Annotated in this window: 25 protein-coding genes and 1 tRNA gene; 18 read left to right on the top strand and 8 right to left on the bottom strand. The window is 37.8% G+C overall.

Features of this window, described 5'->3' with window-relative positions; all coding sequences use genetic code 11:
* Nucleotides 1–32 precede the first annotated feature (32 nt).
* The 3 genes from C0213_08440 (at nucleotide 33) to fba (ending at nucleotide 2,567) form a co-directional block, all read left to right on the top strand.
* Nucleotides 33–1,229: an MFS transporter gene (locus C0213_08440; GenBank protein AUX12445.1), complete on the top strand. Its 1,197-nt coding sequence runs from the start codon at nucleotides 33–35 to the stop codon at nucleotides 1,227–1,229.
* 56 nt (nucleotides 1,230–1,285) lie between these two features.
* A tRNA-Arg gene (locus C0213_08435) sits at nucleotides 1,286–1,359 on the top strand.
* 344 nt (nucleotides 1,360–1,703) lie between these two features.
* Nucleotides 1,704–2,567, top strand: a complete 864-nt coding sequence (gene fba, locus C0213_08430; protein ID AUX12444.1) for a fructose-1,6-bisphosphate aldolase, class II — start codon at nucleotides 1,704–1,706, stop codon at nucleotides 2,565–2,567.
* 53 nt (nucleotides 2,568–2,620) lie between these two features.
* On the opposite strand, the gene C0213_08425 is transcribed toward fba, so the two are convergent.
* The 4 genes from C0213_08425 to C0213_08410 form a co-directional block, all read right to left on the bottom strand.
* Nucleotides 2,621–2,941, bottom strand: a complete 321-nt coding sequence (locus C0213_08425; protein AUX12443.1) for a QacE family quaternary ammonium compound efflux SMR transporter — start codon at nucleotides 2,939–2,941, stop codon at nucleotides 2,621–2,623.
* Between the two features lie 140 nt (nucleotides 2,942–3,081).
* A complete protein-coding gene (locus tag C0213_08420; protein ID AUX12442.1) occupies nucleotides 3,082–3,792 on the bottom strand; it encodes a hypothetical protein in 711 nt (236 codons plus the stop codon).
* A 212-nt stretch (nucleotides 3,793–4,004) separates the two neighbouring features.
* Nucleotides 4,005–4,196: a hypothetical protein gene (locus C0213_08415; GenBank protein ID AUX12441.1), complete on the bottom strand. Its 192-nt coding sequence runs from the start codon at nucleotides 4,194–4,196 to the stop codon at nucleotides 4,005–4,007.
* Nucleotides 4,196–5,428, bottom strand: coding sequence for an aminopeptidase (locus tag C0213_08410; GenBank protein ID AUX12440.1), 1,233 nt, complete (start codon nucleotides 5,426–5,428; stop codon nucleotides 4,196–4,198). The genes C0213_08415 and C0213_08410 overlap by 1 nt, the downstream gene beginning before the upstream one ends.
* 163 nt (nucleotides 5,429–5,591) lie before the next feature.
* Between C0213_08410 and C0213_08405 the strand changes: the two genes are divergently transcribed.
* A complete protein-coding gene (locus C0213_08405; protein ID AUX12439.1) occupies nucleotides 5,592–6,149 on the top strand; it encodes a TetR/AcrR family transcriptional regulator in 558 nt (185 codons plus the stop codon).
* Between the two features lie 114 nt (nucleotides 6,150–6,263).
* Entirely contained in the window at nucleotides 6,264–7,385 is a 1,122-nt protein-coding gene (locus tag C0213_08400) for a UDP-N-acetylglucosamine 2-epimerase (non-hydrolyzing) (GenBank protein ID AUX12834.1), read from the top strand.
* A gap of 77 nt (nucleotides 7,386–7,462) precedes the next feature.
* Here C0213_08400 and C0213_08395 read toward each other — a convergent pair whose 3' ends face one another.
* The 4 genes from C0213_08395 to C0213_08380 form a co-directional block, all read right to left on the bottom strand.
* On the bottom strand, nucleotides 7,463–8,395 hold the full coding sequence (locus C0213_08395) for a glycosyltransferase (GenBank protein AUX12438.1): 933 nt from the start codon (nucleotides 8,393–8,395) through the stop codon (nucleotides 7,463–7,465).
* Nucleotide 8,396: 1 nt separating this feature from the next.
* Entirely contained in the window at nucleotides 8,397–8,819 is a 423-nt protein-coding gene (locus tag C0213_08390; GenBank protein AUX12437.1) for a GtrA family protein, read from the bottom strand.
* Nucleotides 8,812–9,294 (bottom strand): GtrA family protein, encoded by a 483-nt coding sequence (locus tag C0213_08385; GenBank protein ID AUX12833.1) that lies wholly within the window; start codon nucleotides 9,292–9,294, stop codon nucleotides 8,812–8,814. Before C0213_08385 ends, C0213_08390 begins: the two co-directional genes overlap by 8 nt.
* A 348-nt stretch (nucleotides 9,295–9,642) precedes the next feature.
* Nucleotides 9,643–10,095: a flavodoxin gene (locus C0213_08380; protein AUX12436.1), complete on the bottom strand. Its 453-nt coding sequence runs from the start codon at nucleotides 10,093–10,095 to the stop codon at nucleotides 9,643–9,645.
* A 262-nt stretch (nucleotides 10,096–10,357) separates the two neighbouring features.
* Here C0213_08380 and map point away from each other — a divergent pair, with 262 nt between their 5' ends.
* The 13 genes from map (at nucleotide 10,358) to rfbA (ending at nucleotide 22,966) form a co-directional block, all read left to right on the top strand.
* Entirely contained in the window at nucleotides 10,358–11,155 is a 798-nt protein-coding gene (gene map, locus C0213_08375; protein ID AUX12435.1) for a type I methionyl aminopeptidase, read from the top strand.
* Nucleotides 11,156–11,373: 218 nt separating this feature from the next.
* Nucleotides 11,374–12,312, top strand: coding sequence for a YihY/virulence factor BrkB family protein (locus C0213_08370; GenBank protein AUX12434.1), 939 nt, complete (start codon nucleotides 11,374–11,376; stop codon nucleotides 12,310–12,312).
* Between the two features lie 134 nt (nucleotides 12,313–12,446).
* Nucleotides 12,447–13,418, top strand: coding sequence for a transcriptional regulator (locus C0213_08365; protein ID AUX12433.1), 972 nt, complete (start codon nucleotides 12,447–12,449; stop codon nucleotides 13,416–13,418).
* Between the two features lie 86 nt (nucleotides 13,419–13,504).
* The gene (locus C0213_08360) at nucleotides 13,505–14,245 is read left to right on the top strand and encodes a chain-length determining protein (protein ID AUX12432.1); all 741 of its coding nucleotides are present in this window, start codon (nucleotides 13,505–13,507) and stop codon (nucleotides 14,243–14,245) included.
* 6 nt (nucleotides 14,246–14,251) lie between these two features.
* Nucleotides 14,252–14,998 (top strand): exopolysaccharide biosynthesis protein, encoded by a 747-nt coding sequence (locus C0213_08355; GenBank protein ID AUX12431.1) that lies wholly within the window; start codon nucleotides 14,252–14,254, stop codon nucleotides 14,996–14,998.
* A 22-nt stretch (nucleotides 14,999–15,020) separates the two neighbouring features.
* The gene (locus tag C0213_08350; GenBank protein AUX12430.1) at nucleotides 15,021–15,716 is read left to right on the top strand and encodes a multidrug MFS transporter; all 696 of its coding nucleotides are present in this window, start codon (nucleotides 15,021–15,023) and stop codon (nucleotides 15,714–15,716) included.
* Nucleotides 15,703–16,599: a rhamnosyltransferase gene (locus C0213_08345; protein AUX12429.1), complete on the top strand. Its 897-nt coding sequence runs from the start codon at nucleotides 15,703–15,705 to the stop codon at nucleotides 16,597–16,599. The genes C0213_08350 and C0213_08345 overlap by 14 nt, the downstream gene beginning before the upstream one ends.
* Nucleotides 16,600–16,608: 9 nt before the next feature.
* Nucleotides 16,609–17,451, top strand: coding sequence for a hypothetical protein (locus C0213_08340; protein AUX12428.1), 843 nt, complete (start codon nucleotides 16,609–16,611; stop codon nucleotides 17,449–17,451).
* An 11-nt stretch (nucleotides 17,452–17,462) separates the two neighbouring features.
* Nucleotides 17,463–18,569 carry a hypothetical protein gene (locus C0213_08335; protein ID AUX12427.1) on the top strand — a complete coding sequence of 369 codons (1,107 nt, stop codon included), beginning with the start codon at nucleotides 17,463–17,465 and terminating at the stop codon, nucleotides 18,567–18,569.
* Nucleotides 18,544–19,518 (top strand): glycosyltransferase, encoded by a 975-nt coding sequence (locus C0213_08330; protein AUX12426.1) that lies wholly within the window; start codon nucleotides 18,544–18,546, stop codon nucleotides 19,516–19,518. The genes C0213_08335 and C0213_08330 overlap by 26 nt, the downstream gene beginning before the upstream one ends.
* Nucleotides 19,508–20,578, top strand: a complete 1,071-nt coding sequence (locus tag C0213_08325; GenBank protein AUX12425.1) for a hypothetical protein — start codon at nucleotides 19,508–19,510, stop codon at nucleotides 20,576–20,578. The genes C0213_08330 and C0213_08325 overlap by 11 nt, the downstream gene beginning before the upstream one ends.
* Nucleotides 20,568–22,100 carry a transporter gene (locus tag C0213_08320; protein ID AUX12424.1) on the top strand — a complete coding sequence of 511 codons (1,533 nt, stop codon included), beginning with the start codon at nucleotides 20,568–20,570 and terminating at the stop codon, nucleotides 22,098–22,100. Before C0213_08325 ends, C0213_08320 begins: the two co-directional genes overlap by 11 nt.
* Nucleotides 22,097–22,966, top strand: a complete 870-nt coding sequence (gene rfbA / locus C0213_08315) for a glucose-1-phosphate thymidylyltransferase (protein ID AUX12423.1) — start codon at nucleotides 22,097–22,099, stop codon at nucleotides 22,964–22,966. The genes C0213_08320 and rfbA overlap by 4 nt, the downstream gene beginning before the upstream one ends.
* Nucleotides 22,967–22,978: the final 12 nt, after the last annotated feature.

Genomic DNA, 22,978 nt, shown 5'->3' with positions numbered 1-22,978 from the left:
CAATTATTATCAACTTTGGAGGCGGATTTGAGATGACCAAAGAACAGCACAAACTATTATGGGCAGCTGGCGGCGCCTGGCTATTTGACGCGATGGATGTCGGATTGTTGTCGTTTGTCATTGCAGCCCTTGCTAAAGAATGGCACCTCAACAGTGGCCAAATGGGGTTAATTGGCAGTGTTGGCTCAATCGGGATGGCGATTGGGGCTGTCTTCTTCGGTGCTTTGGCCGATAGAATTGGGCGACGGAATAGTTTACTCTTCTCGCTATTACTTTTTTCAATTGGGAATGGCTTATCAGCGCTTAGCCCATCATTAATCGTCTTCATGGCCTTACGGTTATTAGTGGGAATTGGGTTAGGTGGCGAGTTACCAGTTGCTTCGACGTTAATTTCAGAGAATACACCGGATGCAACACGCGGGCGGGCAGTCGTCTTATTAGAAAGTTTCTGGGCGGCCGGTTGGTTAGCCGCTAGTTTACTGGCATATTTTGTGATTCCTAATTGGGGCTGGCGCGTTGTTCTATTAATCACGTCACTACCCGCTATTTATACGTTGGTTCTGCGGGAACACGTCAAGGATAGCCACGAACCAGCTACGATTCAAAAGCCATTGCCCTTTAGGCAGCGCGTCACGAAATTGTGGCAACCAGCTTACCGCCAAAAAACGGCCTTATTGTGGTTTGTCTGGTTTTTGGTCGTCTTTTCGTATTATGGAATGTTCCTCTGGTTACCAAGCGTCATGGTGCTCAAAGGTTTTAGCTTGGTCAACAGTTTTGGTTACGTCTTAATCATGACCTTGGCGCAGCTACCCGGCTATTTTTCGGCCGCTTGGTTAATCGAAAAATGGGGTCGTAAATGGGTTCTTGGCAGTTTCTTAATCGGAACGGCAATCAGCGCCTATTTCTTTGGTACCGCTCAGTCCGTCGCCCTATTAATTAGTGCCGGCGCCTTGTTATCCTTTTTCAACTTGGGTGCGTGGGGCGCGCTTTATGCCTACACACCGGAACAATATCCAGCCATTATTCGTGGTAGCGGTAGTGGGTTAGCAGCTGCAGTGGGGCGGATTGGTGGAATTGTTGGGCCGTTTTTAGTTGGTTATCTCATCAATCAAAAAGTCTCAATCACAGTGATTTTTACGATCTTCACGATTGCGATTTTAATGGCGGCCGGGGCCGTCCTTTTATTCGGAGTTGAAACGATGCATCAAAAAATGACAGATGTCGACTGAATATTGCTAAATCAACTTTACAGTTAATTCACGAGGTGCGATAATGAGAGTTATAGGCTCTCGTGGCTCAACTGGATAGAGCAATCGCCTCCTAAGCGATAGGTTGCGAGTTCGATTCTCGCCGGGGGCATCCTAAATAAATAGTAACAACAAGAAGAAGAAAGTTTAGCGATAATGACGCTATATTTTCTTCTTTTTGCGTAAATACGGACGTTAAGAGGGCAAATTATTGTTTAAAGGGCTAGTTTATGGGCTTCCAATATCAGTGATATTGTGGGGTTTTATTATTGCCATTATTTATTTTTTCGGCTGAGAAATAAGCGAAAAGCCGGCCGGAATTGGGTTGAAATATTGAATTCGTTTTCATTTTCAGAAAGTTAGCAAAGGTGATTCATATTCAGTAAAAATATGGTAAAATAGACTCGTATTCAAAAATCGCAACTAAAAAGTTGCAATTAATCTGGAGGCTTTTTCATGTCATTAGTTAATGGTACAGAAATCTTTAAAGCTGCTCGTGAAGGTCATTACGCTGTTGGTGCTTTCAACACAAACAACCTTGAATGGACACGTGCTATCTTAGGTGCTGCTCAAGAAACTAACACACCAATCTTGATCCAAACATCAATGGGTGCTGCTAAATATATGGGTGGTTACGAATTATGCAAGAACTTGGTTGAACAAACAATCAAGTCAATGAACATCACAGTTCCTGTTATCATGCATTTAGATCATGGTAACTACGAAGCTGCTAAAGAATGTATCGAAGTTGGTTACAACTCAGTTATGTTCGATGGTCATGATTTACCATTCGAAGAAAACTTAGCAAAGACAAAAGAAATCGTTGCTTTAGCACATGCTAAAGGTATCTCAGTTGAAGCCGAAGTTGGTTCAATTGGTGGCGAAGAAGACGGCATTATCGGTGCTGGCGAATTAGCTGACGTTGAAGAAGCTAAACAATTAGCAGCTGCTGGTCCTGACTACTTAGCTGTTGGTATTGGTAACATTCATGGTGTATACCCTGAAAACTGGCAAGGTTTAAGCTTTGACCGTTTACAAGAATTAGCTGACGCTATTGACTTACCACTTGTATTACATGGTGGTTCAGGTATTCCTAAGGAACAAATCCTTAAAGCAATCGAAATGGGTATCTCAAAAGTTAACGTTAATACAGAACAACAAATTGCATGGTCAAACGCTGTTAAAGAATACTATGCAGAAAACAAAGATCAAGCTGAAAAAGGCTTCGATCCTCGTAAAGTTCTTGCACCTGGTACAAAAGCAATCAAAGACACTGTTGAATCACGTATCGAATGGTTCGGTACACCAGCTGTTAAATAATTATTGCGTATTAAAAAGCCCAACTTCGGTTGGGCTTTTTTTGTGGGTAATTTTTAGTGACCGCTTGTCACTTTAATTCCGATAATGCCAATCACGAGTAAAATCACGAATAACCACGTTAACAGACTAAGGTGTTCATTGAATAAAATGATACCGACTAAAATTGCCCCCACGGCACCAATCCCGGTCCAAACGGGGTAAGCGATGCTGAGCGGTAATCCTTTGGTGGCGCGAATCAAAAAGCCAAAGCTAACCACCATCCCGATAATTGTTAATAACGTATAATTGAGCTTGGTAAAGCCCCCGCTCATTTTCATGGTAGTTGCCCACAAAACTTCTGCTAATCCTGCGATTAATAAATCAAACCATGCCATAATATAAAGCCCCCTAAGATTGTCGCGCCACAAAAAAGGGCAGTCAATCACTTCTTCTAAGACCTATAGAAGTGATTAACTGCCCGGTGGCAGCGATTAAATTAAACCTATCATAGCAAATTTGGTTACCAAAGAAAAGCCTAACCGATCGAACCACCGATTAAGTAAGTGACGACCATTGTTAAGACCCCAGTTAAGACGTTGCGTAAAACGCCTTTGAAGCGGTTGGCATGACCTAACGTGGCACTTGTGTAGCCGGTGATAATTAAAGCGACGACAATGGACGCCACTGTTCCACTGACCTTGTAAGGGTAAGGAATTGCGAGGATCGTGAGGATTGGCAAGAGCGAACCTAGAATGAATGAGAAGAAGGATGAAAAGGCCGCATGCCAAGGGTTAAAATAGTGGTGTAATTCAATATTGTATTTTTCGCGGAGCGTAATATCCAGACTGTCCTTTTGCATGAACGCTGTCGCAACTTGGTTAGCCAGGGGTGTCGGTAAGCCTTTTGACTCGTAGGTCCGTTGTAAACTGGCCACTTCGGCATCGTATTCGTTTTGAATCGCTTCTTTTTGAAGGCGCATCATTGATTTTTGCGTATCACGTTGTGTGCTGACCGAAACGTATTCACCGCCGCCCATCGAAAAAGCGCCCGCTAACATGCCAGAAATCCCGGCTAAGAAGAGGGTGTACTGGCTTTGGTGCGCACTTGCCACGCCAACCACAATCCCAGCAACCGAAATAATGCCGTCATTGGCTCCTAAAACACCGGCTCGAATGATGTTGAGCCGTTCTGATAAATGAAAGTGATGTTCTAGTGGTTTAGCAGGGGTAGTCGTGATAGCTTTCATGAGTACGATCTCCTTAGGATTGACTGATTTACCCTCATTATAGCTAATTGAGAAAGATTATCAATGGCTTTTGGGAAATCCTTCACAACGAAAGAATCGTGTCAAATCAATTATTAGGGTAGATTTGAATGGTTATTAAGTACAAGTATTAATAAGAACGATACAAAAAAGGATTGGCGCCAAAGCTAAATTGGGGGCCAATCCTTGATTAATTATAAAGCTGGTGTTAATAGGGCTTGGTGAAAGTAGTAATAGGTGACAATTGTACAGACAATCCCAATTAACGAAATTACCACTAATAACTTAGTGGCTTGTTTTTGAAAATAATAGTAGCCGGTTAACCCGACAAAAAAGGTGGTTAGGCAAATCGAAATTCCTAACAGCATGAGCCAAAGTGTCAACATTAGTCAGCCCAGTCGCCGTTTCTGAAGACTGGTACGATTTGGCCATCATATGTTAAGCCATCGATGTTCATGTCACTTGAACCGACCATGAAATCAACATGTGCTTGACTACGATTTAAGCCGGCTGCTTTTAATTCTTCTTGCGTCATTTCAGTACCACCTTCAATTGAAAAGGCGTAGGCTGAGCCTAAAGCCAAATGATTTGACGCATTTTCGTCGAATAACGTATTGTAGAAGGTGATCTTTGATTGTGAAATTGGTGAAGGGTCTGGGACCAAGGCAACTTCGCCTAAGCTCTTAACGCCTTCGTCTGTTTGTAATAATTTTTGGAGGACATCATTGCCTTCTTCAGCAGTCGCTTTAACGACCCGGCCATTTTCGAAGGTGAATTGCATGTTATTCAGAGTGTTACCAGCATAACTCAATGGCTTGGTTGATGAGATATAACCATCAATGTGGTTGGCATCAGCTGCTGAGAAAACTTCTTCAGTTGGCATATTAGCGATAAAAGGCCGGCCATCACTACTATTGTGTGGACCGCCCATCCAGATATGATGCTTAGGAAGGCCAATTGTTAAGTCAGTGCCTGGGGCGGTATAGTGGAGTGCTTTAAATTGAGCAGCGTTCAGTTCAGCAGCCTTAGCGTGTAATTTTTTACCATGTGCTTCCCAAGCTAAGATGGGATCTGGTTGATCAACGCGGGTTGTTTTGAAGATTTCAGTCCATAATTTGTCTGTCGCTTCTTGCACTGCTAAATCAGGAAAGACTTTGTGGGCCCAAGCAGGACTAGCAGCGGCTACAACAATCCAACTATTCTTATTGGCTTGTGTCGCTTGGCGAACTTTCAACATTGCTTTGCCATTGGCAAGTTGGGCAGCAGCGACCCGATCGCTATCTAAACCTTTCAAGTTATCAGGGTCACTTGACATCACTGAAATTCGTTTAGCATTATTAGCTAACCAGTAATCATATTCTTGTTTTTGAAAGTCTGGCACATCAGCTAAGCGTTCTTGGGCTTTGTGTTGCATGTTAATGCGGTCGATAGCGTCGTCTTGCCATTTGATAATGACTTCGGCCGCGCCTAAATCATAGCAAGCTGCCGTAATGTCGCGGGCGAATTCCGCTTGACTAACTGCGATTTGAAGGACAACGGTGTCACCGTCTTGGACGTTGATCCCCGTTTTAGCGATTAATGCCGCGTATTTTTCAAGATTATGTTGGAAAGTTGTCATAAAAAATCCTCCTTAAGGCCTATTTGATACCAATATCATAGCATAGGATGATTAAAAAAACTTGTCTTAGTAATAAAAACGTTTTCATGTTATTTAATTTTGTGTTAGAGTGACATTAATGAATCTGTTTTGAGTCAATATTGAGGTGGGAGGTGCTGTTAAAATGGCACGTAAAAAAAGAATAAAAGCGGAACAAATTCTCGACAAAGCATATGAACTTGTTTTAACAGAGGGCTTGAAGTCAATTACTGCGCGTAAATTAGCGACAGCTTTGAATTGCTCAACACAACCGATTTATCTTGAATTCGGGAGCATGGCTGAGTTGAAACAGGCCGTTTTAGAGCAAGCTAAGGCCCGGTTAATTTGGTATGTTAGTGAAGAACAGCATCACGATGATGCCCTTGTTAATTTGGGTGTAGGCTATATTCGCTTTGCGACGGTTGAACCAGAACTTTATCGGGCGTTATTTATTGATAACCATTTTGGCGCTACCGAGACACGCGCTTTTGTTAACCAAGTAACCGATATTCGCCTCCACGACTATCAGCCACTTCAACGGTTGACAAAAGAACAGCAACAACAAGTCATTAACGAAATTTGGATTACCATGACGGGCTTTGCCACGTTAATCAATGCACACTTGATACAATTTGATGAAGAATCCGCCTCAACGCAAATCGGTGTGATGTTAATGCGCTGTTTTGAATTGGAACGGGTCTAAAGAAGTCGTTAAGAAACGATAATAATAATTGTCAATCGTGCGCCAAACGTGTAGCATAGTAAGGGATAGCAATAGTAAGTAGTAGGAGGTCTATTTGTGTCTAAAATTAAAGTAATGACCGTTTTTGGTACCCGACCAGAAGCCATTAAGATGGCGCCACTCGTATTGGAACTTAAAAAGCGCGATACAGAGTTTGAAGCGGTCACTGTTGTCACTGCGCAACATCGTCAGATGCTTGATCAAGTGCTTGAAATTTTTAAAATTAAACCAGATTATGATTTAGATGTCATGAAACAGCGTCAAACCTTGAGTGAAATCACAAGTAACGTTTTAATGAATCTTGATCATGTGATTGCCACTGAAAAACCTGATATTGTCTTAGTGCATGGTGATACCACCACCACTTTTGCAGCAAGTATCAGTGCCTTCTATAATCAAACGGCCATTGGGCACGTTGAAGCGGGCCTTAGAACTTGGGATAAGTATTCACCATTCCCAGAAGAAATGAATCGTCAATTAACGGATGTTTTAAGTGATCTTTATTTTGCACCAACGAGTCAAAGTAAAGCTAACTTATTGCAAGAAAACCACAATGAAGATAATATCTTCATTACTGGGAATACTGCGATTGATGCGCTTAAACAAACAGTTCAAAGCGATTATAATCATGATATTTTAGATGTGGTTGATGCTGATAAACGAATGATTCTAGTAACCATGCATCGTCGTGAAAACCAAGGCGAACCGATGAAACGGGTCTTCAAAGTTATGCGCCAAGTGGTTGAGAGTCATGATGATGTTGAAATCGTCTACCCAGTTCATCTTAACCCAGTTGTCCAAGAAGCAGCGCAAAGCATATTAGGTAACCATCCACGGATTCATTTGATTGATCCGCTAGATGTCGTTGACTTCCATAACTTAGCGGCTAGAAGTTTCTTCATCATGTCTGATTCAGGCGGTGTGCAAGAAGAAGCACCATCACTTGGGAAACCAGTCTTGGTACTCAGAGATACAACTGAACGACCAGAAGGCGTTGAAGCTGGGACCTTGAAGTTAGTCGGTACACAACCTGAAATGGTTCACGATACGATGGTCGAGCTATTAGACAACCAACAAGTCTATGAAGCCATGGCACAAGCTAAAAACCCATATGGTGACGGCTTTGCTTCAAAACGGATTTTAGACGCGATTGCATATCATTTTGAGCAAACGAAGCAACGACCAGAAGAATTTTAAATAAAAGAGGTCTGTTTAAAGCACGTTATAAACTAAAAAAGGAGTTGCGACAAATTTTGTCGCAACTCCTTTTTTGATTATTTCTTTTCTTTAACAATGTAGACTGGGCGATTTTTAACTTCTAGATAGATCTTACCGATGTATTTACCGACAATCCCTAAACAAAGGAGTTGTAAGCCACCCACCATCAAAACAACTGAGATGAGAGATGGCCAACCGCTCGTTGGATCACCGAAGATAATGGCGCGAATAACGATGAAGACTAAGGCGATTGAGGCAATAATAAACGAGAAGAAACCGATAAATGAGGCAATAGCCAGTGGTGTTTCTGAGAAGGTCACAATTCCATCAAGTGAGTATTTGAAAAGGCCCCAGAAAGACCAACTGGTTGTGCCGGCAACGCGATCTTGATTTTGATATTCAAGATATTTAGTGTCAAAACCAACCCAACTGAAGATGCCTTTTGAAAAACGGTTGTATTCGGTCATTTCAAGAATCGCATCGACCATTTGACGCGTCATTAGACGGTAATCACGGGCACCATCGACAATTTTAGTTTGTGAGATATGATTAATAATCTGATAGAACTTTTTAGCGAAGAATGAGCGCACAGGTGGTTCACCAGCGCGGGTTGTGCGGCGAGTACCAACACAATCATAACCTTCGACTTCGATACCTTGAATCATTTCCGGTAATAAAGCAGGGGGGTCTTGCAGATCAACATCCATAACAGCGACGTAATCACCTGTTGCAGCTTGTAAGCCGGCATAGAGCGCCGCTTCTTTACCGAAGTTTCTTGAAAATGAAATGTAATGCACGTGTTCAGGATCTTGTGCTTGTAGGGCCCGCATTGCTGGTAAGGTTTGATCAGCAGAACCGTCATTAATAAATAAGTATTCGATAGTATGATTTGGTAGTTGAGCCGCAACTTTTTCAACTGCTGCATAAAATAGTGGAACTGATTCTTGTTCGTTAAAACAGGGGACAATAATTGAAATCGTTTTGCTCATGTTAAGCCTCCGTTGACTTATTAAAAATCCATTTACTGAAAATATAATTTGCCAGGATAATCACAATTTGATCGACAATCTTAACCAACATGTTAGGACCGTGAAGCATTGAAATCCCGACAAACATAATACCAGTATCCATTATATAGGATATACCACGGAAAAAGAAGAAACTAGCTATTTCACGTGAAAAATCTCTAAAAGTTGTATATTTTGATTGAAAAACCCATGTTTTGTTAGTAAAAAAGGCAAATAATACTGATAGGAACCAAGCAATCGTATTGCTGAGTAAATAATACATACCAGTGTAACGGTCTAAAAGATAGAAAACCACCATGTTGACGGCAGTGGTTAAGACGCCAAAAACCAGGTACATTAATTGTTCCCAATATTGGTGGATCAGTTTTTGAATTGTTTTAATGATGATCGCCTCGTTTTAAAATAGTATGATAATGGCGTAAAATCCGCCCGCGTAAGGCCATTTGCCGTTCGCTTTTTTTGAAAGTATAGCTCGTCGTAATGTAATTGACGATACCGACGATTAATTGATCGACAATCTTGGCTGTCATGCTTTGCCAACCTAAAAATGAAATAGCGACAATCATCAAGCCGTTATCTAAGAAAAAAGAAACGCCGCGGAAGAAGAAAAAAGAGAGCACTTCGCCAAAGAGCGCCTTGAAGGTTGTGTATTTAGATTGGAACACTAAGGATTTATTGGTAAAAAAGCCGAATAGGTTGGCCAACAACCAAGCAATCGTATTCGCCAATAAGTATGGCCAAATGATGGTATGGCGAAAGATCCAGTAAGTGAAGATATTGACGAGGGATGCTAAGAAACCAAAAAAGGTGTAGGTCAATAAATCTCGGTATTTGAATAATAGCCGCTTAATAAAAGCCATAAAAAGAGCCCCTAAATTAATGATAGAATGTAAAACGGGTTGTTCTTTATAAAACAAGAAAACTGGGACCAAAGCAAAAGGGAATTGCCCTAGACCCAGTGGGAAAATGTTGAATTGGTGGAAACGTGTTTTGTCTGGCAACTTCTTCCGTTTAGCTACGATTGCCAAACAAACCATTACATGGTTCATTCGGCAATCGAGTCTATACTCAGAAGTTAAACGCCAGTCAAAACACTCTGATTTGAAACGTGCTTTCTAAAGCTGACTCCTGTGCTTAGCAACACTTGTCAAACTAGCGATTGTGTCGCTAATTCGCCAAGTTATGCTAGTGCTCAGAATCAACCCGTTTTAGAGAGCACTCTGTTTTGCTACTATTTCTGCTACGAATTTTTCTAAGTGTTCAATGTCTTCTGCTTCTGGTGCGAGATCAACTTTAACCACGTCTGAGCCTTTGGTGGCACCGGTTTGTTCGAAGACGCCGGCAAAGTCGTCGACTACTTTACAGAATTCATCATAGAAGGTATCGCCTGAACCACAGACGCCGTAAACCTTACCGGTTAAATCCATTTCCTTCAAATCTTCATAGAAGTCAACTGCTTCATCTGGTAAATCACCATCATCGCCATAAGTGTAGCTGCAGACGATGCAGATGTCTGTGTCTTCAAAATCAGAAGGATCTGCTTGGGAGATTTCTGACGTTTCAACCGAGACGTCTAAGTTTTCGAGGGCTTCTTCAACGATATCGGCAATTTCCTCGTTATTACCGGTCATACTTGCGTAAACTACTTTTGCTGTTGCCATTATTAGGAACATCCTTTCACGTGTGCAATGAGATAATGGCCCACAATTACCGGGGCCAAAATAAAGGTTCTGCTATAAGGATTATAGCAAATGCCTAGAACTAAGAAAAGGCGTTGTGTTTAATCTTAATTAAAAAGCAGTCGGCCGTACAATTTTTAATCAGATAGCGTATAATATGAGATTGAAGATAGACAGCAAGTCACGCTGTTGATTTACCGTTTCAACGAATAGTGAATTGGTAACAATTATTGGAGGTTTCATTTTGATCACATTAAAATCTGAACGAGAAATTAAAGGCATGGCGGCTTCGGGTGCTGTCATCGCCGGTGTTCACCGCGGTTTACGCGATATTATCAAACCTGGTATTTCAAGCTGGGTCATTGAAGAATTTGCAAATGACTATATCGAAAAACAAGGTGCTAAGGCATCGGAAAAAGGTTTTGAAGGTTATAAGTATGCCACTTGTGTCTGTGTTAACGACGAAGTCGCACATGCAATCCCCCGCAAAAACCTAATCTTAAAAGAAGGCGATATTGTCACTGTCGATATGACTGTTAACTTAGACGGTTACGAAAGTGATTCTTGCTGGACTTATGCGGTTGGCGAAATTGCACCAGAATTACAAAAATTAATGGATGATACCCGTAAGGCCCTATACCTTGGGATTGATCAAGCAGTCGTTGGCAATCGTTTAGGCGATATCGGTCACGCGATTCAACAATACACTGAAGTTGAAAATAACTACGGTGATGTTCGCGAATTAATCGGACATGGTATCCAACCAACAATGCACGAACAACCTAACGTCCCTTCGTACGGTGAAGCAGGTAAGGGATTGCGTCTTAAAGAAGGGATGACCATCACCATCGAACCAATGGTCATCTTAGGTGGTACCTGGCATATCAAGTCTAAGACGGTTCCCGGTGATGACTGGGAATACTACGTCTCAGCAGACGGTACAGCCTGTGCGCAATACGAACACACAATTGCCATCACAAAAGACGGCCCCAAAATCTTAACATCACAAGACCCAGAAATGGATGCAAAATATTTATTGTAAAATATAAAAGCACGTTTCAAAACAGTGTACGTCTAAAACAAGCACCAAACCAAGAAGCCTTCTTAAAAAAATGAGAAGGCTTCTTTTTTTGTTTTCAGAAAACTATAAGGCTAGCACTTAATCATGTATAATATACACAGATGGTTACTTTTTTAACATTTGATGCTCTTGTTGAAACCCGGCATGAGCGCGTATACTAAGAATTTATGAGGAAAAATATGAAATCAGACGAACAAAATCAATTACCGGTTTTTAAACGGGATATTTCCGGAAAGCAGAAATTGATTGCCTTCATTAAACTGATGATTCGGCGATCATCAGAGGCCAATATCAGCGATAACGCCAAGATAATTGCCTATTACGCACTGTTATCATTCTTTCCGCTGTTAATTGTTATCGGGAATATCTTGCCGTATTTTCAATTAGATGTGCTCAGTGTGGCTGATTATGTAAAATCGGCTGTGCCCCCGACGATTTTCAATCGGATTATGCCGATACTACAATCGCTATTGAACAAACGAAATAGCGGTTTGCTATCCGTCGGGATTTTAGGAACCTTGTGGGCAGCTAGTAAGGGCATCAACGCCTTGAAAATTAGTATTAATCGGGCGTATCGAGTCGATAAAATTCAGAATTTTATTTTAAAACGCCTCATCTCTCTAGGAACCACATTAGTCTTACTACTATTATTAGTCAGTTTGATCGTCGTTTTTACATTCGGACAACAATTTCTAGAATTTATAACACCAATCTTCAAAATACCGGAAGATTACATTAATGTTTTCGGACAATTAAAATGGCCGATTACCAGCATTGTCTTATTCGTAATTCTGATTTTTGTTTATTTCTTTGTCCCCAATGTTAAGATGCAACTGCGCAGCGTATTACCAGGGGCCTTCTTAACCACAGTCGGCTGGTTAATATTAGCGCAAGCCTTCTCATTATACATGCGGTATTTTGGGACTTCTTGGAATAGCTATGGGACAATTGGGGCTTTTATAATTCTATTATTGTGGCTTAATTATTCGGCAATGGTTTTAATGTTTGGCGCTGTTGTCAACGTGGCAATTGAAGAAGCGGGATCCGGCCAAGTCGACGTTAGTCAGGGAAAAGTCCACGATTTCATCGAACGCCGTAAGGAGCAAAATGAGTCATAAATACTGTTAATAATTAGGTCCGCAAGTAGTGTTGTAACAGGACGGTAACAAAAAAGTGATTTCTTTTTAACATTGATTAACCTATAATGTAATTATTATTCTCGTATCGTACACCTTGAGGAGGAAAGTTAGACATGAATTCAGATGAACCAGAACTACATCGTCATCATCACCATAAACACCATAAGAAAACATGGACCCCATGGAAAATCATTCTACTGGTCTTAGGTATCTTGGTTTTGGCGGGCGGTGCTTTTGCTGCGAAGGTCTACTATGATGTCGATCAAACAGCGAAGACGGTTTACAAGGCTAAAGGTAAAACACAGAATAAACGTAAAGCCAATCAAGCGGTTAAACTCAACAAAAAAACGCCATTTTCAATTTTATTATTAGGAACAGATACTGGTGAGTTAGGTCGCACAGAAAAAGGGCGGACGGATACGATGATTCTAGCAACCGTCAATCCGCAGACGAAACAGACCAATATGCTAAGTATTGCGCGTGATTCACGGGTCACCATTACTGGGTACGGACAAAAGGCGAAAATTAATGCCGCTTATTCATATGGTGGGATTCCAATGGCCATTAATACCGTGCAATCATTTTTGAATGTACCGGTTGATTATTATGTCTTAATGAATATGAAGGGCTTAGAACAATTGGTTGATGCAGTCGGGGGGGTCACGGTCGATAATGACTTGGACTTCACTTATGAAGGTCACCATTTCGAAAAGGGTCCAGTGACATTAGATGGTGAGACAGCGTTGAAATTCTCACGGATGCGTTACGATGATCCACGTGGTGATTTTGGTCGCCAACTGCGGCAACAAGCAATTATTCAAGCGGTCTTGAAGAAGGCCACCTCATTGAACTTAGTAACCCAATATAATAAGTTCTTACAGATTCTAGAGAATAACATGCAGACCAATATGACCCTAAAGGATGTCTTGAACATTCAACACAATTATGGGGATGCAATGAACTTCAAGACAAAACAGTTGAAGGGAACTGGTCAGATGATTGATGGCCAATCTTTCCAAGTCATGTCAGATAACGAAGTTTCAAACATGTCAACGCTACTTAGAAATCAATTAGATTTGAAGTAATACTAGCAGGGAGCTAATCAGTAATGATTAACTTCTTTTCGTATGTGGTCGAGTATCACAGCGGTAATCAACCCTTGGAGGATATTATGGAACAAACAATTAATATTGAACAGATTTTTGGTATTTTACGGAAATATAGTCGGCTTATCGTCTTATCAACAGTGATTTTTACAGTACTAGCAGGCATCTTAACGTTTTTTGTGATTACACCACAATATAGTGCATCGACAGAATTGTTGGTCAATCGTAAACAGAATACGGATGCCAATGTTCAATACAATCAAGTTCAAACAGATGTTCAAATGATCAATACGTATAAAGATTTGATTACAAAACCTGTGATTATGAGCCCGGTTGCAAAGAAGCTTAATGACGGTAAATCAGGTAAACTAAGTGATGACCAAATTGCATCAATGATTAGTATTTCAAACAATCAAAATTCACAGGTTTTCTCAGTAACAGCTAAAGCAGATAATGCGTATACAGCGGCTGACATTGCAAATATGACAGCGACAACTTTCCAAAAGAAAGCCCCTAAAATTATGAGTGGGACCGATAATGTCTCGATTATTTCAAAGGCGAAACCTAATTTGACACCAGTTTCTCCTAAGAATAAATTAAATGTTCTAATTGGATTAATCTTAGGGCTATTAATTGGTATTGGGATTGCCTTTATTCGGGAGTTAATGGATAAAACGGTTAAAGATGAAAGTTTCTTAACAGAAGAACTCGGTTTAACTAGCCTAGGGGTTGTTAATAATATTGCGCCTAAGGACTTAATCAAAAAAGCAATTATGCGGACAAGTACATTATCGAGAAGAGGGTAAGCAACCATGGGATTATTTAGAAAAGAAAAGAAATTAGATCAAGATAGTATGAAAGAAGGAGTGGGGTTAATTACTTTAACCTCACCTACTTCAGTGATTGCCGAACAATTCCGGACGATCCGGACGAATATCCAATTCTCATCAATTGATCAAAAATTAAGAAGCCTGGTTTTTACCTCATCAGGTCCTTCACAAGGTAAATCAACAATCAGCGCGAACGTCGCGGTTACTTGGGCTGATCAAGGGGTAAATGTATTATTGGTGGATGCAGATATGCGTCGTCCCACAGTACATCAAACCTTCCAAGTCCCTAACAAAAAAGGATTAACCTCGTTATTGACTGAAGATGAATTTGATTTCAATACAACGATTCAAAAAACGCCGGTTGAACATCTATTCGTGTTACCTTGTGGCGTCGTACCACCGAATCCATCAGAATTGTTAAATACGAAGAAGATGGATAAGTTAATTATTGAGTTAACGAAACATTTTGATCTTGTCATTTTCGATGCACCACCCGTTATTTCAGTAACCGATGCACAAATCTTAGCAAGCAAAGTGGATGGCACGATTTTAGTGGCGCCACAGGGTATTGCTGATAAACGTTCTGTTATTAAGTCTAAAGAATTATTAGATGTGGTTCACGCACGGATTTTGGGGACAATCATGAATCGCGTGAAACCAGAAAATACAGGCGGTTATTACGGTGGCTATTATGGTGGTTACTATGGTGCCGAAGAGTCTAAGAAATAGTTTAAATTGGGGGAAATAGAGCATGGAGATGCAAAAGCAGGATACTAGTCGGGCGTCGATTGAAAATACGCGCCAAGTAATGCTTTTTAATCAGGCTGTTTTAGATCAGCGATATATTTATCGCGGCCTAAAACGTTTATTCGATATTGTTGCCAGTTTGGCGGGGTTAATTATATTAAGCCCGCTATTTTTGGTACTTGCGATTTGGATCAAAGTTGATGATCCAGCTGGTGGTGTTTTCTACTCACAGACTCGGTTGGGTTTAAAACAAAAGAAATTTAAAATGTATAAGTTTAGATCAATGTGCAGCGATGCTGATCAAAAATTAAAAGACCTTCTTAAATATAATGAGGTTGAAGGTGCTATGTTTAAGATGAAAGAAGATCCCAGGATTACGAAAGTTGGGCATTTTATTCGTAAATATAGTATTGACGAATTGCCACAATTGTGGAACGTCTTAGTTGGTGATATGACACTTGTTGGACCACGACCTCCATTGGAACGAGAAATTAAAGAATATACCGATTATGACTGGCAACGATTAATGGTTAAGCCTGGTTGTACCGGGTTGTGGCAGGTAAGTGGTCGTAATAGTATTGGGTTCCATGAGATGGTTGAATTGGATTTAAAATATATTAGAAAAAGTAGTTTGGTTTATGATTTGGGTATTCTCTTCAGAACAGTCAAAATTATGATTATGCCAAATGATGCGTACTGAGTTGGAGAGAATAGAAATGAAAATTGGATTAGCAATTCCTACTTATAATGCAGGAACAAATTTGAATGATGTATTAGAAAAGATAGTTAAATCAAGTATAAATATTGACAGAAAAATAATTGTTGATTCTGAATCCAAGGATCAGACAGTCGCAATTGCAAAAGATAAAAACTTTGAAATATACAGTATACAGCAGAAAACATTTACGCATGGGTTAGTTAGAAAAAAAATATCTGAGATATTATCTGATTGTGATTATATTATTTATATGACTCAAGATGTTTATGTTGAACCTACGGCATTAGAGAATTTAGTGAAATATATAGCGGAACATCCTATTATGGCTATTGCGTATGGAAAACAGTCTGTTGATATGAATAAAACCGATATTTTTGAAAAAAAAGATAGAAGCTTCAATTATCCTGATTATGATATGGAAAAATCTTATGCCGATAAAGAGCAGCTTGGAATCAAAACTGTTTTTTCATCTGATGCTTTTGCAATCTATAGAAGAGCTGTTTTATTAGAAGTAAATAATTTTCCAGAAAAATTAAATTTTTCAGAAGATATGTATATGGCAGCGAAAGTCGTGAAGGCTGGTTATACAGTTGGATATTGCTCTAAAGCAATTGTAATACATTCACATAGCTATACGCTCAAAGATCAGTTTAGAAGGTACCAAAGTATAGGTGAGTTCCATGGACAAAATAAATGGATACAAGAAGAATTTGGTACAAACGAGAAAGAAGGTTTAAAATCTGTTTTTTCAGAATGGAAATATTTAATTAGAAATAATAAACCACTTAAAATTCCCTATTCAATTATGAGAACAGGCGTTAAGTATTTAGGGTATAAGTCAGGAACACGTAAAGGGAAAAATTAGGAGGGGAAAATGGACTGTAATTCTGATAGTCGTAGAGTAGGTTTAAAAGATATTCAAGATAAAGAATATGAAGTATTAATTGAATTATTGAAAGTATTTGAAAAGAACAATTTAAATTATACTATAACGGGTGGAACCGTTCTTGGAGCTAACTATTATAAAGACTTCATCCCATATGATGACGATATTGACTTGAGTATGCCTAGAGAAGATTACACTAGATTTTTGAATAGCATATATACGGAAATGCCAGCAGAATATAGAGTGAAACACTATACTTTAGACGAAGAGTTTAAGTATACAATTATTAGAGTTGAGAATACATCAATCGATATTGTGGAAGTTAGTGATCCAGAACAAAAAATTTCTCATCCGTCAATTGATATAGCACCATTGGATGGAACACCTAATAATCCTTTTTTAAGAAAAGTCTTTTTTTATAAACTTCTTTTTTACAGAAGTCTTTTATCATGGCATTATGCTAGCTCTATAAATATGTTAAAGCAACGAAGTATTGGTCAAAAATTCCTTATTAAAGTATTGAAGCTGTCAAAGCCATTCGGAAGTAAACTAAATCCACAGACTATTAAGTATAAAATTGATAATAACCTTTCAAAATATTCAATTGAAAATAGTTTATTTGCAGGAACTTACATGGGAGCGTATAAAGATAAAGAAATGATTCCGACGGAAATTTGGGGATCACTAAAGAAGTATCCATTTAGAGGAATAGAAGTAAATGGACCAGAAGATACGGAATGCTATATAAAGACTGTTTATGGTGGTTTTAGAGAGTTATCTGAAGAAGAAGCATTTAGCGCCAGACACTATATTTTAAAATCTAATAATTAAAGGATTATAGAATGATTATTATATTGATATTAGCACAGAGTTTAATCTTTGGACTTTTAAAAAAATTTCAGAGGACAAGTGGTTTGCTAACTTTTATGACACTTGGGTTTTACAGTGGGATAGCAGATATTAGACATAATGCTGACTATAAATTATATTTGGCGAGTTTCGATATGAAATGGAGTAATTTTGAACAGGGATACACGTACTTTGCCCAGACGGCTAAGAATTACGGTGTTACTTATGAGAATTTTAGATTAGCGTTCTGTTTAATTACGTATTTCATTCTATTCATGGGCATTGTTAAGTTGACTGAAAATGTTGCCTTAGTATCTTTTCTATATGGTATTTCAATGTATCCGCTAGAGTCTATCCAAGTAAGAAACACATTAATGATTGCTATAATTACATGGATGGTTGTAGTTTTGAAAAAAGATGACAATTGGCGATACTTTGTTGCAATTATAATTGTCTGGATATCATCACTATTCCATAGTTTGGGATTGATATTTATTGTCATTCCAATATTTACTTATTTATTTAGAAATAGGGAATTTACTTATTATAAATATGCTTCATTAATTATTTATGGCTTGAGTATAATATTTGTAGCATTTGGGAAGGGAATATTAATCTCTTTATCTGTATTGATAACAAAATTATTTAGTGGAAGAGAATCACTAGCTAATAATTTAACTAATGTCTATTCCAACTCAGCTGTTAATAAAGTTTGGATTGCAATGTTAGTATTAGCGATTATCATATCTCTTTTCCCAGTTTTTAATAAGAAATCGATTGTAGAAAATGAAATCTTAAGAGTTGAATATCGTCCGCTATTATGGATGTTAATTTTAGCTGCATTATCTATTCTATTGATGACTGTAACAGTTGATTATATTAGATTAATTAGAAATGTTAGTTTATTTTATTTTATTTGGACTGTAATTATTTTTAATAACGAAAAAATTTCCGTGACTACTCGATATTTTAATGTTGCATCAGCGTCAATTATAGGTATTGTAATAATGGTCATTCAAGTTTTTGGTATTTATAAAATTGGCGATCAATTACCGTATATAATGAGAATTATTAATCAAAATATTATTATTAGGGGATAAAAAATTGAGTAATGAAGTTGGCGCAATTATAGTTACTTTTAATCCAGATATAAATGGATTAAAAAGAAATATTAATGCGATTTATAATCAGGTTGATAGAGTTGTAATTGTAGATAATGGATCGAATAATTTAGATGATATAAAAGAATTGTTACAAGTATTGAAAATGAATGTAGATATAATTGATCTTGGACAAAATTTAGGTATTGCAGCTGCACAGAATAGAGCGATTTCAAGTTTAGATGATTTAGGATTTAATTGGGTAGTTACACTTGATCAAGACTCTGAAATGGCAGAGAAATCTATTCAAAAACTAAAAGCAACTAGTCAATATGAAGACAAAGATACTGGAATATTAGCAGCGCAATATAATGATTCCAAGTGGACAGAAGAACAAAGAAAAAACAAATTAGATGAACGATATGACCAAGTTGTGCAGAAAAAAATGGTAATCGCCTCTGGAAATTTAGTCAATATTAAAGCATGGAGAGCTGTACAAGGCTATGATGAATGGATGTTTATTGATCAAGTTGATTTTGATTTTAATGCTAAACTATTGTTAGCAGGTTACAAAATTTGGCAGGTTAATAATGTAGTTATGGATCATGCGGTTGGGGATGTTATTCAAAAACCTATGTTATCAAGGCTTTTGTTATTTCCTAAAAAAGCTATTTTTTCAGACCATTCCGCATTTCGGGAATATTATATTCAACGTAATACTATTATATATTCTAAGCGATATCCGGAATTTAGACGTCACAAGTATCAGGTAATTGTTAGTATGATTCAGTCTAGAAGAATTTTAGTGTATTCAGGACCTAGAGTTAAGAAATTGATATCGGCCTGGAAGGGCATTGTAGACGGGATTAAGTATCGACCAGAGGATGATATAAAATTCAAGGAATTTAGACAAAGCCTGAATAACAGGAGAACTAAAAATGAGAATTAATTTTGTGTTGCCTAGATCTACTAATACTCCTATGGGAGGATATAAAGTAGTGTTTCAATATGCTAATTATTTTAGTGATAAAGGACATGATGTACATATTTACTTTGTGATTAATGCTAAATTTAATAGTCTAAATCTATGGCGCGCAAAAATTAGTGGATTAGTTCTAAAACAAAATATTTATAGACACATTTCGTGGTTTAATTTACGGAGCAATATTCATGTGCATTTTGATGTTTCCAGTAATACTATTAGGAATATAAATCATGGAACTGTAATAGCAACCCATTGGTCAACTGCCCGCTTGGTATTGGCATCTAACGTTAAAGAAAAACACAAATTCTATTTTATCCAGGCGTTTGAGTCGTTTGACCCCTCAGCAACTAAAAAAGATATTGAAGATACATGGAGACTAGGGCTAAATAATATTGTAATTTCAAAATGGTTACAAAAAAAAGCAAGAGAATTAGATGTTAAAGCAACTTTAATAACTAATTTCATTGATCATAATGAATTTAATATAACTAATTTACTACCTAATAATCAAAGAGAAAATATAGTATCTTTTTTATGGCATACTAATCCAGACAAGCAATCTTCGATTGGATTAGAAGTATTAAAAAAGGTTAAAGATGTATTTCCTGATTTGAAAATTATTGAATTTGGAGCTGCAAATTCAGGCGAAAGTATAATTTCTGAGAGTTACTTAAATGCAGATTCAGAATGCTTATCAAATAATATTTATGGGAAGTCTGCTATTTATTTTATGCCAAGTAGTAGTGAAGGTTGGGGATTGACAGGCCTAGAGGCTATGTATCATGGAGCAGCAGTAGTATCGGTGAATAATGGTGGTATTACAGAATACGCTACAAATGGACAGTCTGCTGTTATCGTTGAGAATAATAAAGAAGCAATGTATCAAGGTATTATAAAACTATTAGAAGATAAAAAATATAGACAGTTGCTTGTTAATAATGGAATAGATGTCGCTAATAAATTTTCTTTAACTAAATCAGGAGATAAATTTATAAGTGTATTAGGTGGAGGCAATGATGAATAAATCGAGAAGCAAGGCTGCATTAGTTAATTCATCGGTAGCAACTATAGCGCAAGTGGTATTAATATTGGCACAATTTGTATCAAGAACAATTTTTATAAAAACTTTGGGTAGCGAATATCTAGGATTAAATGGACTTTTTGTAAATTTATTAAGCATGTTAAATTTAGCAGAACTGGGCGTTGGAAACGCGATAACGTTTTCGTTATTTAAGCCTTTAGCTGATAATAATAAGGCACAAGTATCTGCAATCATGAGATTATTAAAAAAATGGTATAGAATGATCGCTATCATCGTTTTATTAGGTGGCGTAGTTCTTATGCCATTTATCCCTAATCTAATTCATAAGCCGGTATTTAGCGATATGCAATTGTGGTTGTTTTTCTTCCTAGCGTTGATGGGGACGATTTCAACATACCTATTAAGCTATAAAAGGACGTTATTAATTGCAAACCAGGAAGGTTATATTAATACCATTAATACAGTGGGATTTAGCGTTGGACAACAGATTATTCAAATTGTATTTTTAATTGTATATCCTAATTTTTATATTTATTTGATTATTCAGTTGTTGGCAAATCTTTTTTCAAATATTAATATCTCAAGATTAGTTGATAAAAAATATCCATATTTGAAAGATTTTAATATTTCTGTTGATAAAGATGTTTTAAAATATTTTAAAAAGAATGTAACTGGAATGATTTCTGCTAAATTAGGTGGAGTTGTTGTAAATGGTACTGATAATTTGGTGATTTCGTTTTTCTTGGGGTTAGCTACCGTTGGTAAATATGCAAATTATACTTTGATAACAACAGGACTTACCGCAATACTGACACAGGCAGTGTCTGCGGTATCTGCTTCAGTTGGTAATTTAGCAGTCTCTAAAAATGATAGTAAAGAGAAAGAAGTCCGAGTATTTAATCAATATTTTTCGATCACAATAATTGTTAGTTTGATAATGGCTGTAGGAATAGCCGCATTTTCAACGGCATTTGTAACATTATGGATTGGTGAGGGGTATGTGCTATCCCGTCTAACGGTTTTCTTAATTTCGCTGAACTTTTTTATACAAGCTGTTAGACAATCTGTAATTACCTATGCTAATTCCTATGGGCTTTACTGGCAACAAAGATATAAGCCAATATTTGAATCAGTGCTTAACCTATTAGTTTCTATAATCCTAATTAAGTATACTGGTTTAGGATTATCGGCCGTTTTAATAGGAACAATAGCAAGTAATATTTTAGTTAATCTTTGGTGGGAACCGTACGTTGTGTTTAAATATGGATTCCAACAAAAGGTTACTAGGTTTTTGTTCCAATATTATGTATTAATTATAACTGGTGGATTAGTTCTAGAAGGGGTATTGTTTATTGGGTATCAAATTAGTAATATATTATTTGCAGTACTATTTACGAGCGTAGCAATTATTATTTCTATCGGCGTAATAGTTTCTGTTATTTGGATCTTAGGTATTAAAATTCAAATACCGAAAAGGATATATAAAGGGGGAGCTTCAAGATGAAAGGTATCATTCTAGCAGGTGGATCAGGAACACGTTTATATCCAATTACAAAAGCAGTTTCAAAGCAACTTATCCCGGTTTATGATAAACCGATGATTTATTATCCAATGTCAGCTTTAATGTTAGCTGGCATTCAGGATATCATGATTATTTCCACACCAACTGATACGCCACGTTTCGAAGAATTATTTGGTGATGGACATGATCTAGGTTTAAACATTGAATATGCGGTTCAGGATAAACCAAACGGTTTAGCTGAAGCATTTATTATTGGGGCCGATTTTATCGGTGATGATTCAGTTTGCTTAATTTTAGGTGATAACATCTATTATGGTGGTGGACTATCAGAAATGCTACAAAGAACAGCCCAAAAAGAAGTCGGTGCGACGGTCTTTGGTTATCATGTTAATGATCCAGAACGTTTTGGGGTCGTTGATTTTGATGAAAACATGCATGCGAAATCAATTATCGAAAAACCAGAACATCCAGCCAGTAATTACGCGGTGACAGGCTTGTACTTCTACGACAATCAAGTTGTTGAGATTGCTAAAAATATCAAACCATCACCACGTGGTGAACTTGAAATTACCGATATTAACAAGGCTTACCTTGAAAAGGGGCAGTTAGATGTTGAACTAATGGGCCGGGGCTTTGCTTGGTTAGATACTGGGACTCACGATTCATTACATGAGGCCAGCAGTTTTATTGCAACCGTTCAAAAGCGGCAAAACTTAAAGGTTGCTTGTTTAGAAGAAATTGCTTACCGAATGAACTATATCGATAAGGCAAAAGTGATTGAATTGGCGCAACCGCTTAAGAAAAATGATTATGGCCAATATTTATTGAGATTAGTAAAAGAAGATTAGGGGTAAGCAATT

Origin of the sequence: Latilactobacillus sakei (assembly GCA_002953655.1) — a bacterium.
In the GTDB taxonomy this organism is placed as follows: Bacteria; Bacillota; Bacilli; order Lactobacillales; family Lactobacillaceae; genus Latilactobacillus; species Latilactobacillus sakei_A.
This window is presented reverse-complemented; position numbering and strand designations above follow the sequence as displayed.

Excerpts from the sequence above, each read along its gene's own strand:
- C0213_08385 (AUX12833.1), bottom strand. The coding sequence starts at position 9,294 with ATGGCTTTTATTAAGCGGCTATTATTCAAATACCGAGATTTATTGACC.
- C0213_08440 (AUX12445.1), top strand. The coding sequence starts at position 33 with ATGACCAAAGAACAGCACAAACTATTATGGGCAGCTGGCGGCGCCTGG.
- fba (AUX12444.1), top strand. The coding sequence starts at position 1,704 with ATGTCATTAGTTAATGGTACAGAAATCTTTAAAGCTGCTCGTGAAGGT.
- C0213_08420 (AUX12442.1), bottom strand. The coding sequence starts at position 3,792 with ATGAAAGCTATCACGACTACCCCTGCTAAACCACTAGAACATCACTTT.
- C0213_08355 (AUX12431.1), top strand. The coding sequence starts at position 14,252 with ATGGGATTATTTAGAAAAGAAAAGAAATTAGATCAAGATAGTATGAAA.
- C0213_08335 (AUX12427.1), top strand. The coding sequence starts at position 17,463 with ATGATTATTATATTGATATTAGCACAGAGTTTAATCTTTGGACTTTTA.
- C0213_08340 (AUX12428.1), top strand. The coding sequence starts at position 16,609 with ATGGACTGTAATTCTGATAGTCGTAGAGTAGGTTTAAAAGATATTCAA.
- rfbA (AUX12423.1), top strand. The coding sequence starts at position 22,097 with ATGAAAGGTATCATTCTAGCAGGTGGATCAGGAACACGTTTATATCCA.
- C0213_08415 (AUX12441.1), bottom strand. The coding sequence starts at position 4,196 with ATGTTGACACTTTGGCTCATGCTGTTAGGAATTTCGATTTGCCTAACC.
- C0213_08370 (AUX12434.1), top strand. The coding sequence starts at position 11,374 with ATGAAATCAGACGAACAAAATCAATTACCGGTTTTTAAACGGGATATT.
- C0213_08405 (AUX12439.1), top strand. The coding sequence starts at position 5,592 with ATGGCACGTAAAAAAAGAATAAAAGCGGAACAAATTCTCGACAAAGCA.
- C0213_08395 (AUX12438.1), bottom strand. The coding sequence starts at position 8,395 with ATGAGCAAAACGATTTCAATTATTGTCCCCTGTTTTAACGAACAAGAA.
- C0213_08425 (AUX12443.1), bottom strand. The coding sequence starts at position 2,941 with ATGGCATGGTTTGATTTATTAATCGCAGGATTAGCAGAAGTTTTGTGG.
- C0213_08320 (AUX12424.1), top strand. The coding sequence starts at position 20,568 with ATGATGAATAAATCGAGAAGCAAGGCTGCATTAGTTAATTCATCGGTA.
- C0213_08360 (AUX12432.1), top strand. The coding sequence starts at position 13,505 with ATGGAACAAACAATTAATATTGAACAGATTTTTGGTATTTTACGGAAA.
- C0213_08380 (AUX12436.1), bottom strand. The coding sequence starts at position 10,095 with ATGGCAACAGCAAAAGTAGTTTACGCAAGTATGACCGGTAATAACGAG.
- C0213_08400 (AUX12834.1), top strand. The coding sequence starts at position 6,264 with ATGACCGTTTTTGGTACCCGACCAGAAGCCATTAAGATGGCGCCACTC.
- C0213_08345 (AUX12429.1), top strand. The coding sequence starts at position 15,703 with ATGATGCGTACTGAGTTGGAGAGAATAGAAATGAAAATTGGATTAGCA.
- C0213_08410 (AUX12440.1), bottom strand. The coding sequence starts at position 5,428 with ATGACAACTTTCCAACATAATCTTGAAAAATACGCGGCATTAATCGCT.
- C0213_08325 (AUX12425.1), top strand. The coding sequence starts at position 19,508 with ATGAGAATTAATTTTGTGTTGCCTAGATCTACTAATACTCCTATGGGA.
- C0213_08350 (AUX12430.1), top strand. The coding sequence starts at position 15,021 with ATGGAGATGCAAAAGCAGGATACTAGTCGGGCGTCGATTGAAAATACG.
- C0213_08365 (AUX12433.1), top strand. The coding sequence starts at position 12,447 with ATGAATTCAGATGAACCAGAACTACATCGTCATCATCACCATAAACAC.